This is a genomic window from Streptomyces sp. VNUA24 (assembly GCF_029167005.1).
Lineage (GTDB): Bacteria > Actinomycetota > Actinomycetes > Streptomycetales > Streptomycetaceae > Streptomyces > Streptomyces scabiei.
In genome coordinates, this window is the sequence record NZ_CP119143.1 from 97903 (window position 1) to 111167 (window position 13265).

A 13265-nucleotide genomic window follows, 5' to 3' on the forward strand; every position below is an offset into this window, starting at 1 on the left:
CGCGGTTGACACGGAGCCGGAGTTCATCAACGTGGCAACCGTCGCGGGGGTGATTCAGTGGGCCTCGCTCCACACGCCCGCTTTCTTCGCGCGCCCCAAGGAGCCGGCCGCGGTGGTCGTCGTCACAGCGCCGGGAGAGCCGCGCAGCGGATATGGCCGGCTGTACAGCGAGCTCGCCAAGCGTCTCGGCGACCAGGGCATGGCCCTGTTGGTGGTCGGACTCGGAATGCCGTTGGCCGACTTACCGTCGCACCACGGCACATCGATCGTCGAAGGCTGGCGGGAGACGATCGCGGGCGGGCTCGCGTTGCTGCGATCGCGGCGCATGGGCGTCGCCCTGGTCGCTGTACGGGGCGTGGGGCGTGTCGCACTGCCCGAGGGCATCCGTCCCATTCTGGTCTTGCCTCCCGGACCCTTGTCGGCTCCAGACTCCGCCCCGGACCTGCGAGTCGGCGTAGCGGAGCATCCCCCCTCTCCGCTTTTGGAACGACTACTCGCCCTCGTGCAGGACGACGGCCTGTCCGGCATCGACCCGGCCTGGACAGTCGTCGCGCAGTCCGGGCGGGCGGCCGACTCACCTGCGGGATGTCGGGTGATCCAGGCGCCGCCCGGGGTGCACGATCCGTTCTTCCGCCCTGTCTGGGAACGCGAGTGGCTCATCTCCACCCTGTGCTGCATCGTCCGGGAGGACGCCCCATGAACCCTTTGCTCATCGCGGTGTCGGGCATCGACGGATCCGGCAAGTCAACCCTCGTCGACATGGTCAGACGTCGCCTGGAGGCCCAGGGACTGAAGGCGACGGCCTTTCGAGGGCTCGATCACGATTCCGCTTTCCTGTCGGGCGTCCGCAAGCTGGCCCTTCGCGACAGCGGAGCCGACAGGTTCATGGCCACGTATCTGAGCTGGAGTCTGGCGGTCAACACCGAGGCCGCCTGGGCATCCGGTGCGGATGTGCTGCTGGCGGACCGGTATCTGCTCGACCACTGGGCGAACCAGGCGACATTCGGGCATACGTATGAGGAGCTGGCGTGGGTGCGCGGACTCCTCCCTGAGCCCGGTCTGCACGTCTTCCTCGCCATCGATCCCGAGACCGCTTGGCAGCGGATCGTGGAGCGCGATTCCGGTAACCCGGGGTGGCAGACAGCAGGCTTCCTCCAAGAGGTGTCCAGGACCTTCGAGGCCAACCTCGGCCGCCTGGCTCCCCAGCGGCTGCTGCGTCTGCCCGCGGATTCCGCCTCGGACCGCCTTACCGATGCAACGGTCTCTCGAATCCTCTCTTTGCTGGAGCGTGCCTGATGAGCCGCTCACCGGCCCCGAACACGTCTGCTTCCCGAGACATCGTCCTACGCAGCGGCGACGAATGGCTGGCGCTGTCGCTGGACGAACCAGATCAGGCGCCCCGTGCGGCCGTGGTTCTGTGCCACGGGATGGGCGGCGACCGGGTAGGGCCCGGGGGGCTTTTTCCGCAACTGGGACAAGCCGCCGTCGAAGCGGGCTGTGCCGCGGTGCGCTTCGACTTCCGTGGTGCCGGCGAGTCTTCCGGCGCCGCGGAATCGGCCACCTTGGCCAGCATGGTGGATGACGCCTCGCAGGTGGTCGCCTGGGCACGAAGCACTCTCGGGTGCTCACGCGTGCTAATTGCGGGGCACAGCATCGGGGGCCTCGTCGCCGCGGCATTGGCAACCCGTTCACCTGCGGAGGTGCACGCCGCGCTGCTGATGGCCTGCGACATCGGCCGCTACGACTACTCAGCCGGCAGCCCAGTGTTCTTCGCGCAGGACAGCATGTACTTCCCCCACGCGTTCGCCGCCGAACGGGCCAGGACCGATCTCCTCACAGCGCGTTTCACCTGCCCCGTCGCCTACATCGGCGGCACCCTGGAGCGGCCTGGGATTCTCAACACCATGCGGCGGCTGTCGGACGCGGGGCACGCTGTGGCCCGGATCGCCGACGCTGATCACCTGTTCTCCGCGCACCGCACGGAGCTGGCCTCCACCGCCACGGGCCTCTTCCACCGCCTTCTCGTCTCGCCCACGGAGTCTGCCTCATGAATCCCGCCCCGTCCGAGCCGTCGCTGAGCCTGTGCCTCATCGTGCGCAACGAAACCCCGTTCCTCCGCTCCTGCGTGGACTCAGTGCGCGATGTCGTGGACGAGGTCGTCATCGTGGACACCGGATCGACGGATGGCACACAGGAACTGGCGAGCGAGCTCGCGGACCGGATGGACAGTATCGACTTCGACGGCGATTTCTCCTCTGCGCGCAACAAGGCTCTGGAACTGACCCGGACCGAGTGGGTGCTTTTCCTGGACGCCGACGAGCGCCTGGAGCCGAGCCAGTGTGCTCTGCTGCGGCAGTGGTTGCGTAACTGCCCTGCGGACGTCCTGGCGGCGAGCCCCATGGCCTACAACCTCTTCGCCACCGGCGAGTTCTACACAGGCCGTCGGATCCGACTGATACGGCGTCGGCCCGGTGTGCGGTTCGAACGGCGAATCAACGAGTCGGTGCGGGCATCGGTGCTGCGTACAGGAGGAAGGGTCGTTGATGCCCCCTTCTTCATCAACCACTTCGGTCACTGCCGGTCCGCTGCGACGCGCAAGGCCAAAGCGGAACGGTACCTGGGCCTCATGCACCTCCAGCTACAGGACCAGCCGGACGACGCCGTGCTGGAGGGCTACGTGGCTCTGAACCTCAGGGTGCTGGGGCGGTTTGAGGAGGCACTCACCTGGTCCGAACGGTCCATGCGCTCAGGTGGCGACAACGCCACGGTGCTCGGGTTCCGCGGCCACGTCCTGCGTTCGACAGGAGACTCTGATGGGGCGCTGGCGGCCTACAGCAAGGCGTACGAGCTTCAGCCCAGCGCCACCATGGCCAACATGATCGGGGTCATGCGCCTGGAGCAGAGCGACTTCGCCTCAGCCAGGGCCGCCTTCGCGCGGTCGCTTGAGCTCGAACCACTCATGCTCCCGGCCGCAATCAACACCGGACTGTCTTATCAAGCGGGGTGTGACTGGGCGCGGGCCGCCCATGAGTTCGCCGAGGTGGCGGCCCGCAACCCCGCCTTCCTCGTGGACGAGTGGGCGGGCCGGACCGAAGTTGACTGTTTCCGCGCTCTCTACAACGAGACGGTGTTCCGCTTCTCCGGCCTCGCCTACCACTTGGCCTATTGCGAACGTCAGGCAGCGAACCCGCTGCCCACCACCCAGGCGTACGACCGTGGAGTCGGGGCGCGGCGCGATACGGAAAACGTCAGGGACAAGACGCCGTCCTTCTGAGCCTCCCCCACCTATTGCCAGAGGAGGCTCTGTGCCCCAATACGTGATCGAACTCAGCAGACCGGTTCCGGAACCGAAGATCCCCGAACTGGCTAAACGGATCTACTTCGCTTCGCCCGAGATCGTAGATTTCTCCCTCGTGCAGGAAGCCGACCGGGTGACCGGCCTCATCGTGACAGCCGACGGCGATGCCGACCCCGCCGAGCTCCGTCGCAAGCTGGACATCGTCGTCAGCCGGGACGTCCTGCCGCAGCGCGTCCACAGCATGCCTGCCGTCTGGACCTCGCCGCACGCCCGCCACATGGAGGAGCAGGTATTCGCCGAATTAGAAGCGTGCGGCGCCATAGTGGAGATGGGTGAGGGGATGTACGCCGTGGGACAGTCGTTCCTCACCACGATGAACGCCCTAGACCGCAAGCTGCAAGACCTGGCCACCGACGCCTTCCGTGCCGTGGTCTACCGCTACCCGACGCTCCTACGTACCGAGGTCGTCCGGCGGGCCGGTTACCTGGACACGTTCCCGCAGTTCCTGATGAGCGCCAGCCGTATCCACGCCGATGTCGACACCTATGCGGAATTCACCGCCACATTGGCGTCGGCCGACGACGTCGACGCCCACCTGGACCGGTTCAGCGAGCACTTCGGCTACTGTCTGCCACCCACCATGTGCTTCCACACATATCAGCACCTGCGCGACGGGAGATTGCCCGCTGACGGTGCCGTGGTGACCGCACGCGGCAAGTCCTTCCGGTTCGAATCCCGCTACTGGCATTCTCTGGAACGTCTATGGGACTTCACCATCCGGGAGATCGTCTTCCTTGGTGAGGAGGAAGCGGTCGTGGCACAGCGACGACGCTTCATGGACGCCGCGTTCAGGCTGATGACCGAGTTACGCCTTGCCGGCCACACCGAGGTCGCCAACGACCCATTCATCGGCAGCGACCACACCGCAGAGCTCGCGTTGGCGCAACGGATCATGGGGCTCAAATACGAACTCCGGCTACCGGTCGAAGGCGGGCGGACCGTAGCGGCCGGCTCCTTCAACCTGCACGGTACGAAGTTCGGTGCCGCCTTCGGTATCGCCCTGCCCGACGGCCGGCCGGCACACAGCGCATGTGTCGGCTTCGGCCTCGAACGACTGACCTACGCGTTCTACTGTCAGCACGGAACGGACAGGGACCGCTGGCCGTCCGACGTGCACGAGACGCTCGGCACAGGACCCGATTCCTAATGAAGTTGTCAAGCAGCGAGCGCGATGGACACTTTGGTTCGTAACACATTCCGTCACGCATGAAGGTGACGTGCTTGGCGCGGGGACGCCTGTTGCCGTGCAGGTCGGCGCGCTACATCAGTTGTGCCACGGTGCCGTGGCTGAGGTGGATGCTCAGGCCAAGGCGGAGCTCGGCGTGTACCCGGTGGGAGCCGTAGGTGCCGCGGGAGGCGGTGTGGATGCCCGCGATGGCCTCGGTCAGCCAGAGGCGTGCTTGATCAGGCGGTTCGACGGCGGACGATCCCGCCAGGCGTAGTACCGGACTCGGCGACACGCAGAACCCGGCGGACCAGCTGCACCGGCAGGTGCTCGCGGGCCATCATGCGGATGGCTTCGAACCGCGTCTTTTGGGGGCGTCACCTCACCCAGCAGTTCGGTGGCTCGCCGGTGGATGGCCAAGTCGGCCTCCAGCTCAGCGATCCGCTCGCGGGCTGCGGCGAGTTCGGACCGACCGCTGCTGGTCGTGTCGGGCAACTGACCTGTATCGATGAGGTGTTGGCGACGCCAAACAAAGATCGTCTGGTCGCTGATGCCGAGGAGTTGGGCGACCTCGGCGACCTTCCTTCCGGATGCGACGAGATCGAGGACCTCGCAGCGGAACTCTGGCGGATTGCCGCGGGGCATCACGGCCTCCGAAGGCTGCTGGATCGTCAATTGTCCAGCAACCCGACTCCATCAGAACCGGGGCATACCACTCCACCGACCCCAGGGCGGTTCACAGGCGGGGTCGGTGCGCAACTAGCCGAAGACGCGCCAGTTCTTGAGGTGGCAAAGCCGCGCTCGACGAGTGCCTAGACGGCCGCCAGTGCCGTGTTGGACAGCGCCTGGTCTCGCGTCAGGGGGCCGTTCCGGGCGGACCTTGTGCGCAGGCGTGACATCCCGGAGTCGGACCAGGTCGGCGACACGGCAGCTGTGATGCAGGGGATACCTTGCCCCTCCTGCCAAGATCCGTAACAGCAGCCCTAACGAGCTCGTGCATGGTTGGCGGTGAGACGTCGAGCTCTTGATCGTTGATCATGGTTGCGTGGTGGGGAACTCGACTCGTGCACTGGTCATCGGCAACCGGCGGATCACGGGCCTGACGGCCGATGTGATCGCTGAACTCGTTGCCGAAGTCGGCCCGTTGTGGCATCAACGCCACCAGACCAGGCTGGCCTCCCGGCAGCGGAAGCGGGCCATGGGCGCCGGTGCGAAGCACCAGCTGGTGTTCGTCGACCGACTGCTGGCCACTCTCGTCCATCTCCGCCACGGAACCACCCACGACGTGCTGGCCTGCTGGTTCGGCGTGAACCGCTCGACCATCACCCGGGCCATCAACGAGGTGCGGCCCCTGCTCGCCGAGCGAGGGTGCACCATCAGCCCCCACATACGGCTGCGGACCCTGGCCGAAGTCATCGACCATCTCGGCGGGACCGGAAAGACCGGCATCATCGACGGCACCGAGATCCGGGTCCGGCGGCCGGCCCAAGGGCGCAAGGACCGGGACAAGTTCATCTCCGGGAAGAACAAGCAGAACGCCGTCAAGTCCATGGTGGTCACGGACGGCGAAGGACGCGTGCTGTGGTGCAGCCCGACCAGGCCCGGGAGCTGCGCGGACATCACCCACGCACGCCAGTTGGGGCTGGTCGGGCTCCTGGCCGGTGGGCCCGCGGTCGAGATCCTCGCCGATGCCGGCTACCAGGGGCTCGGCGCACAGACCGGCGGACGCGTAGTGACACCACCGCACCGCAAGTTCAAGAAGAACGCCCCGGACTGGTACGAGGAGATGTACGAGCGCCAGCGCAAGGCACATTCCTCACGTCGCATCCGGGTCGAGCACGGCATCGCACATCTCAAGAACTGACGGGCACTGGCCCGCCACCTCGGCCGCCGCGAACACATGAGCGACACGGTGCAAGCCATCGCCGGCCTGCTGTCCCACCAGCAGACCGCGGACCTGACATCGGCTCAGCAGATGTGAACCCCGGGCCCCACCGAAGTCCTCGACGTCTCACCGCCAACCATGCACGAGCTCGTAAGCGCTGTCCCGTAAATGATCTACAACATGCTCATTGACCTGCTTGTTTCCTCGTCACCCGACCAGGGTGAGGTTGTGGAGGCGGGCGATGCCGAGCATGGCGTGGTGGACGCCGTCGCCTTTGAGACGGCAGTCGCGGAGCACCTTCCAGGTCTTCATACGGGCGAAGGCGTGCTCGACGCGGGCGCGGACCTTGCGGTGGGAGGAGTTGTGTTCCTCTTTCCACTCCGGGAGGTCGGCCTGGCCTCTCTCGCGGCGGTGCGGGATGACCAGGCCGGTGCCGCGGTAGCCGCCGTCGGCGATGACGGTGGTGTGGCCGACGGCGGCCTTGGCGCCGGACAGCTCCCATGCTTTGCAGTCGTTGCGGTTGCCGGGCAGCGGCCGGCCGACGGCGACGACGAGCCTGGTGTCGGCGTCGATGACGACCTGGTGGTTGGTGGAGTACCGGTAGTTCTTGGACTGCTCGGCCACCTGGTGGTCGCGGGTGGGGACCAGGGTGCCGTCCACGATCAGCACGGTGTCCCTGCGGAACCTCTTGCGTTGCTGGAGCGCGAGTGCCGGGCCGAGGTGGTCGATGATGCGGTCCGCGGCCGACTTCGACACTCCGAACAGCGGCGCCAGTTGGCGCAGGGTGAGATTCGTGCGCCAGTACGCGGCGACCAGCAGGACCCGGTCCTCCAGCGGCAGGCTCCAGGGCCTGCCCTTGCGGACCGGATCCGCACCCTCGCGCCGCAGCGCGGTGACCAACTTGCCGAACTGGCGCGGGCTCAGCCCGGTAAACGGGGCTATCCAGGAGGGCTCCGACGCCGTGATCACACCAGACACAGCAAGATCATCTCACCCGTGGCCAGCAGTTACGGGACAACCCTTAGACCGAGAAAGCCAATGGGGCTCCCCGCTCACAGGAACGGGAAGCCCCACTTGCCTGCCTGCGCCGGTCAACCGGCCATGGCCGCCACGACCAGCGCAACAGCCGCACCGCACAGCAGCACCACAAGCGGCCATGCCGGCCGGCCGCGCCCGGTACGCCTGCGCCACAGCACCAGCCACAGCGCACACGCCGCCACGAACACGACCGTCACACCGCTCAGGTCGCCCTCCCGCCACGCCACCTGCACAGCGCCGGGGTCAGCACCCCATACAAGGAGCGCAACGAGGACGCCCACGGTCAGCGCACACACCGCTTCCAGCAGCCTGCTCATACAGTGCCCTTCTTCTCCGGCGTCTCTCTCAGGTCACTGCGCCGGCGGAACGGACGGCTCGACCTGGACGGTCTCCGTCTTGCGGCCTTCTGCGTCCGTGCTGGTGGACCGCTTCTCCCCGGCCCGGGGACCGGCCACGGGCGCCTGGGGCGCACCGGACTCCGCGAATTTAACGCGCGTCTTGACCATGAGGGTCTTGCCGTTTGCGTCCTTGACCACCTTGCCGTCCGCCCCGATCAGCGGCATCTCTTCGGGCATCTTGGACACGTCCACCGTGCCGTCGGGGTTCACCCACTCCGGGGTGGGCGGCGCCGGCGGCACCGCAGCCTTCTCGGCCTGCCCGCTGTCGGCGGGGCGGGGCGCATCATCGGCGGAGGCGTTCACCGCCAGGGCGCCCAGCAGCAGCACCCCGGCCACCGCTCCCACAGCAAGGGATACACGGGTCTTCTTCATGCGTAGTGTCTCCAGTCCTTGCAGGTTTACGGCTCGATGAAGTGCTGTCCAGACAAGATGGGAACGTTGCCCCCGTACCAGGTGCCACCGTAGTAGACGTTGCCCCCGGCCTTGGTCTGGTAGTAGCCGCCGCCGCAGGGCGGGTAGATCCCGAAGTCGTAGGTGAGTTCCATCCTGGAGGTCTCGGTGGTGTTGGCGTAGCCGCTCCAGGTGCCGTCGGGGTTCTGGGTGCCCATGAGCTGCCGACACACGCCCCACTGGGCGCCGTCCCACTTGAGGTACTGAAATCCGGTCTTGAGGTCGCCCGGGTTACGGTTCCAGACCAGGATGCACGACTCGGAGAGGGGGATGCCGGAGGAGGCCAGCGCGTAGGACTTGGCGTAGCCGCCTCCGCTGCCGTGGGAGACCTCCGAGTAGGTGTACAGGCACTTGGTGGAATCGGTGTTGGCCCAGACCTCGTCGGACCTGTATACGACGTGCGCCTGGGCGGCGGTGGCGGTGGCGAACACCAGCAGCAGGGATGCGCCGAAGGCGATCAGTGCGCCGAGCGGCCGGGGTAAGCGGCCTCTTGCCCGTGGCGCGGGGTGTCGGGTGAGTTTCACCAGGGATCCTCTCATCTTGTTCGTGCACGACTGATGCGGGCCGTTGGTGCCGACCCGCACACCTAACCTCATGACATGCCCGCGCCAATTTTTCTTTGATTTTGGAGGTGAGCAGGGAGAGGCAGAGCGTGCTACGCAGTCGGCGCACAGTGCTAGCTTCACGGGGTGTGAGGGGGACGTCGCGGATGAGTTACGAGAAGGAGGCGCGGAATATGGCTTCGCCGTTGCGGGTGGTGATAGCGGGGCTGTGGTCGGGTCCCTTCGGTGGACCCACCGAGGCGACTCCAACTGGCCCTGGTTCGCAGATAATGCGTGAAGATCAGGTGTCGTGAGGTGCATCGGGCGGGAAGCACGATCACCCTCGTCGGAGCCGGATTCCGCACACAGTGCTGTCCGGAAGGAAATGCTGCGCAGGCGCCTGGCTGCAGGCAGGGCTGTTCAGCAGCCGTGCAGTGATCCCCCAAAACACGATTCCCCCAAATTTGAGCGCCGCGCGTGACACGGCCTGCTGTCCGCAAGCTCTATGCGTGTAGCGAGCAAGGTCGTTCTGTCGCGCAACTCAGGCCACTGTAGTTGCAGCCGCTATGGGTCATGCACCTCTGAAAATGCGCCAGGCCGGATGGGGCGCCGCGCGCCGCGGTCAAGCGGAATCTGCGCTCCACACATCACAGTAAGCGCTTGCAGTCTTGCGCCGGGAAAGCGGAGGGAGCAACGCCCGTGGCAGGTGTTGATCAGGTTGACCGAATCCAGTCGACAGACGGATCTTGACGTCGAGCATCAGGGCCCGCCCGAGCTGTTCGGCGGTCACCGGACCACGTTCTTCGCTGCCCGCACTCGGAGCGCCAGGCGATGTAGGCCAATGTGCTGATCATGGTTCATCGCCTCCCCGTGGCGGGTCCGGGCTGGATGCGGTGACGGCGGCCATGACAAGCTCCCCATAGGCGGTCATTTACCGCCCCACTGATGGCCACGGGATTCCCCACGTACGGCCAGATATCTCCCCGCTCGCATTGGACGCATCCCGCTCAGCGAGGCTCGGGCGGGTGAAGAACAGCAGGGAGATCATGGAGATCCTTGAGGCGTACGACCTCACGGGCAGTTACCGCGCTGCGGCCGAACTGACCGGCGTCGACCACCACACGGTGGCCCGCTATGTGAAGATGCGGGCCGCCGGCCAGCACCCGGACCAGCGCCGTCACCGGGCCCGCGCGATCGACGACTATCTGCCGAAGATCGAGGAACTGGTGGTCCGCTCGCACGGCAAGATCCGCGCGGACGTGGTGCACAAGAGGATCGTCGCGATGGGCTTCACCGGCGGGGAACGCACCACCCGCCGCACCGTTGCCGAGGCGAAAGCCCAGTTCAGGGCTGGTCGGCGGCGGGTCTATCGACCGTGGGTGACCGAGCCGGGGCTGTGGATTCAGTACGACTTCGGCGACGGACCGACCATCGCCGGCCGCAAGACCATTTTGTGGTGCGCCTGGCTGGCCTGGTCCCGCTTCCGCATCGTGATCCCGATCTGGGACAAGACGCTGCCGACGGTCACCTCGTGTCTGGACGCGACGTTCCGCCGGATCGGCGGGGTGCCGGCCCTACGTCCTGACGGACAACGAGAAGACGGTCACCACCGACCACGTTGCCGGGATCGCCGTCCGCAACCCGGAGATCGTCGAGGTCGCCCGGCACTACGGCACGACCATACGCACCTGCCTGCCCGCGGACCCAGAGACGAAGGGCGGTTCCGAGGCGACGGTCCGGATCGCGAAGGCCGACCTGGTGCCGAAGGACGTCAACCTGCGCGACCACTACAAGACCTTCGGCGAGCTGGAGGCGGCCTGCCGCGCGTTCTGCGACGAGGTCAACTCCCGCACCCACCGGGCGACTCGGCGCAAGCCCATCGAGCGGCTCGCCGAGGAACGACAGCGGCTGCACCCACTGCCGAGGAGGCCGTTCACCGCCGCGTTCGGCACCACCCGGCGGGTGAACTGGGAGTCCACTATCTCGGTCGAAGGGGTCCGCTACTCGGTTCCGCACGAACTGATCGACAACCGGGTCTGGGCCCGGTTCCACGGCGACGAGCTGATCGTCACCGCGGTCGGCGAGGACGGCTCGGCCCTCGAGGCCGCCCGCCACCGCCGCGGGCAGCCGGGCACCCCGGTCCTGGACGACGCCCACTACCCGCCGCGGGAGAACAAGGACAACGACCGCACCCCGAAGGCCACTTCGGCTGAGGAGGCTGCCTTCCTCCAGCTCGGTCCCGGGGCCGCGTCCTGGCTGGTTGAAGCCGGGGCCAGCGGGGTCCGCCGCATCAAGGCGAAGATGGCCGAGGCCGTCGCCCTGTCCAAGCTCTACTCGGTGGCCGAGGTCGACCGAGCCCTGGGCACCGCCGCGGTCACCGGCCGGTTCGCGGACAAGGACCTGCTGTCCATCGTCGACTACCAGGCCACCCGCGAGCACACCGAACCCGTCCGCCGCAGCGAGGAACACTCCCTGCAGCCTGGCACCTCCGCCTGGTCCTCTTTCGGCCTGCCCGCCCAGCCCGCCTCCGACGTCTCCGAGCACGACGAAAGCGATCCCGCCTGATGGCCACCCCACTTCGCACCGTTCCCGGCACCAACGGCGACCCGCTCGCCGAGGCCATCGAGCTGACCCGGCGGCTCAAACTCCCGCACCTGCGTCGGGTATTGGCCGACCTGATCCCCACCGCCAAGGCCCAACGCTGGGACCCGGCCGAGGTCGTCCGCGTCCTGCTGGCCGAGGAGGCCGCCGGCCGCGACCGGGCCAACCTCCACACCCGCCGCAAGCGGGCCGGCTTCCCCACCGGCAAGACCTTCGGCGACTGGGACGAGACCAAGTCCGCCATCCCCCGCCCCACCCAGGACGCCCTCAAGTCCCTGGAATGGATCGGCCGGCGGGAGAACTTCTGCATCTGCGGGCCCTCCGGCACCGGCAAGAGCCACTTCACCGAGGCCCTCGGCCAGACCGCCATCGAGGCCGGGCTGACCGTCTCCTGGTTCACCATCGAGGACCTCGGAGCCCTGGTCCGTCGGCACCGCGCGGACGACTCGATCGCCCGAGCCCTCGCGAAGATCATCCGCTCGGACCTGATCATCGTCGACGACATCGGCCTCCTGCCGGTCTCGCCGGACGCTGCCGAAGGCTTCTACCGCCTGGTCGATGCCGCCTACGAACGCCGGTCGGTCGCCGTCAGCAGCAACCTTCACCCCTCCGGATTCGACGAGATCATGCCCAAGACCCTGGCCACCGCGACGGTCGACCGGCTCATGCACCACGCTCACATCGTCGTCACTCAGGGTGACAGTTACCGGCTCACCCAGGCCACCAGCGGACAGGGGGTGAAGCCCTTCAGCTGACCCGACCGACCCGAGGGCGGGGAATTATCTGGCCGCCACCGGGGACATCTCGATGGCCGCCAGCGGGGCGAACTTCTGGCCGCCTACGGGGAGAACGAAATGGCCGTTGACAATGCGGACCGTAGTCGGCCGGGAGGGGTGTCACGCTGATCGGGGAGGTGGCTCAATCCGGGGGTCGGGCCCGTGTTCCGGTCCGAACAGGCAGTGTGACAGCCGGATCGGGGTGCGTGACACCCGTGAGCGTGACAGCGTTGACAGTCACCCTCGGTGATCACTCGGTGTCCTCAGGCAGGTGATTTCAGCTCTGCCCGGAGCGGGCACCGGCGAGGAACGCGGGCGAGGCCGCCGGCTGCTTCGGGGGCGGCGGTGGCGAGTCGTGCCGCGAACGCCAGCTGGCCGCCGCCGGCGTTCGGGGCGAGGTGCGCGAGTTCGGTGAGTAGCGCGGCGTGGGCGAGCAGATGCGTCGGCAGCAGATCGGCGGCGGTCGCGCGGGCGGCGGGATCCGTAGTGCCCGATGTGCGCGACCAGGGCGTGGGCGAGCCACGCGTCGACGTCCTTCTGTACGTACGAGCCGGCTCGCCGGGTGAGTTCGTCTCGGGCTGCTTCGTCGCCTTCGCGGGGCTCGGTCTGTTCCAGCGTGCCGAGTTCGCGCAGCGCCTGGAGCTCATCGGCGCGGGCGGCGATCCGGGCGGCTTCGCGTAGCTCGGCTTCCCGGGCGGCGGCCGCGGCTTCGGCGGCGAGCTCCTCCTGGACGACGTCGTCGGCGTCCGGGTCGTAGACGGTGTTCGGGGCCGCGGCGGCGAGCAGTTGCTGGTGCGACTTTGACGACAAGTGCAGACGCTGCTGGGATGCCGGTCCTGCCACGGCCACTCACCGGCAGACGCAGGTCCAGTCACGCCACCCGGACAACGACGCGCAGGACGCGGCATCGTGAGCCCGCTGTATGGAGCCAGCCCGCATCGTCTGCGCTCGGCGTGCCGGTGGGATGTGTCTCCTCGGCCTTGCTGTCACCAGCCGGCGCGCTCACGTTCGAGGCGGTTCGGAACGCGTCGGCCGGGGCGTTCCGAACCGCC

General features: G+C 67.4%; 13 protein-coding genes and 1 pseudogene. 9 read left to right on the forward strand and 5 right to left on the reverse strand.

Translation table 11 applies throughout. The annotated features are described in order from the left end of the window. The first annotated feature begins 31 nt into the window (after nt 1-31). The 5 genes from PYR72_RS00385 to PYR72_RS00405 are packed head-to-tail and all read left to right on the forward strand — an operon-like array spanning nt 32 to nt 4505. Nucleotides 32-700, forward strand: a complete 669-nt coding sequence (locus PYR72_RS00385; protein ID WP_275453259.1) for a hypothetical protein — start codon at nt 32-34, stop codon at nt 698-700. Then, the gene (locus PYR72_RS00390) at nt 697-1296 is read left to right on the forward strand and encodes a hypothetical protein (protein WP_275453260.1); all 600 of its coding nucleotides are present in this window, start codon (nt 697-699) and stop codon (nt 1294-1296) included. Before PYR72_RS00385 ends, PYR72_RS00390 begins: the two co-directional genes overlap by 4 nt. Continuing rightward, entirely contained in the window at nt 1296-2051 is a 756-nt protein-coding gene (locus tag PYR72_RS00395) for an alpha/beta fold hydrolase (RefSeq protein ID WP_275453261.1), read from the forward strand. Before PYR72_RS00390 ends, PYR72_RS00395 begins: the two co-directional genes overlap by 1 nt. Continuing rightward, nucleotides 2048-3274, forward strand: coding sequence for a glycosyltransferase (locus PYR72_RS00400; RefSeq protein WP_275453262.1), 1227 nt, complete (start codon nt 2048-2050; stop codon nt 3272-3274). Before PYR72_RS00395 ends, PYR72_RS00400 begins: the two co-directional genes overlap by 4 nt. Before the next feature lie 31 nt (nt 3275-3305). Next, nucleotides 3306-4505, forward strand: coding sequence for a hypothetical protein (locus tag PYR72_RS00405; RefSeq protein WP_275453263.1), 1200 nt, complete (start codon nt 3306-3308; stop codon nt 4503-4505). A gap of 237 nt (nt 4506-4742) precedes the next feature. Here the strand turns inward: PYR72_RS00405 and PYR72_RS00410 are convergent, their stop codons facing one another. Further along, nucleotides 4743-5198 carry a transposase gene (locus PYR72_RS00410; RefSeq protein ID WP_275453264.1) on the reverse strand — a complete coding sequence of 152 codons (456 nt, stop codon included), beginning with the start codon at nt 5196-5198 and terminating at the stop codon, nt 4743-4745. A gap of 373 nt (nt 5199-5571) precedes the next feature. Here PYR72_RS00410 and PYR72_RS00415 point away from each other — a divergent pair, with 373 nt between their 5' ends. Next, complete coding sequence (locus PYR72_RS00415) at nt 5572-6387, forward strand: transposase (protein ID WP_275453265.1); 816 nt, start codon at nt 5572-5574, stop codon at nt 6385-6387. Nucleotides 6388-6615: 228 nt separating this feature from the next. On the opposite strand, the gene PYR72_RS00420 is transcribed toward PYR72_RS00415, so the two are convergent. From PYR72_RS00420 to PYR72_RS00435, 4 genes are all read right to left on the reverse strand, one after another. Next, nucleotides 6616-7386: a transposase gene (locus tag PYR72_RS00420; protein WP_275453266.1), complete on the reverse strand. Its 771-nt coding sequence runs from the start codon at nt 7384-7386 to the stop codon at nt 6616-6618. Between the two features lie 113 nt (nt 7387-7499). Continuing rightward, complete coding sequence (locus PYR72_RS00425; protein ID WP_275453267.1) at nt 7500-7763, reverse strand: hypothetical protein; 264 nt, start codon at nt 7761-7763, stop codon at nt 7500-7502. 33 nt (nt 7764-7796) lie between these two features. Further along, nucleotides 7797-8216, reverse strand: coding sequence for a hypothetical protein (locus PYR72_RS00430; RefSeq protein WP_275453268.1), 420 nt, complete (start codon nt 8214-8216; stop codon nt 7797-7799). 26 nt (nt 8217-8242) lie between these two features. Further along, nucleotides 8243-8818, reverse strand: coding sequence for a hypothetical protein (locus tag PYR72_RS00435; RefSeq protein ID WP_275453269.1), 576 nt, complete (start codon nt 8816-8818; stop codon nt 8243-8245). Between the two features lie 1043 nt (nt 8819-9861). On the opposite strand from PYR72_RS00435, the pseudogene istA reads away from it, so the two are divergent. From istA to PYR72_RS00450, 3 genes and pseudogenes are all read left to right on the forward strand, one after another. Then, a pseudogene (gene istA, locus PYR72_RS00440) lies at nt 9862-11401 on the forward strand (IS21 family transposase). Then, complete coding sequence (gene istB, locus PYR72_RS00445; protein ID WP_137311230.1) at nt 11401-12192, forward strand: IS21-like element helper ATPase IstB; 792 nt, start codon at nt 11401-11403, stop codon at nt 12190-12192. Before istA ends, istB begins: the two are co-directional and overlap by 1 nt. Before the next feature lie 507 nt (nt 12193-12699). Next, entirely contained in the window at nt 12700-12894 is a 195-nt protein-coding gene (locus PYR72_RS00450) for a hypothetical protein (protein ID WP_275453270.1), read from the forward strand. Nucleotides 12895-13265: the final 371 nt, after the last annotated feature.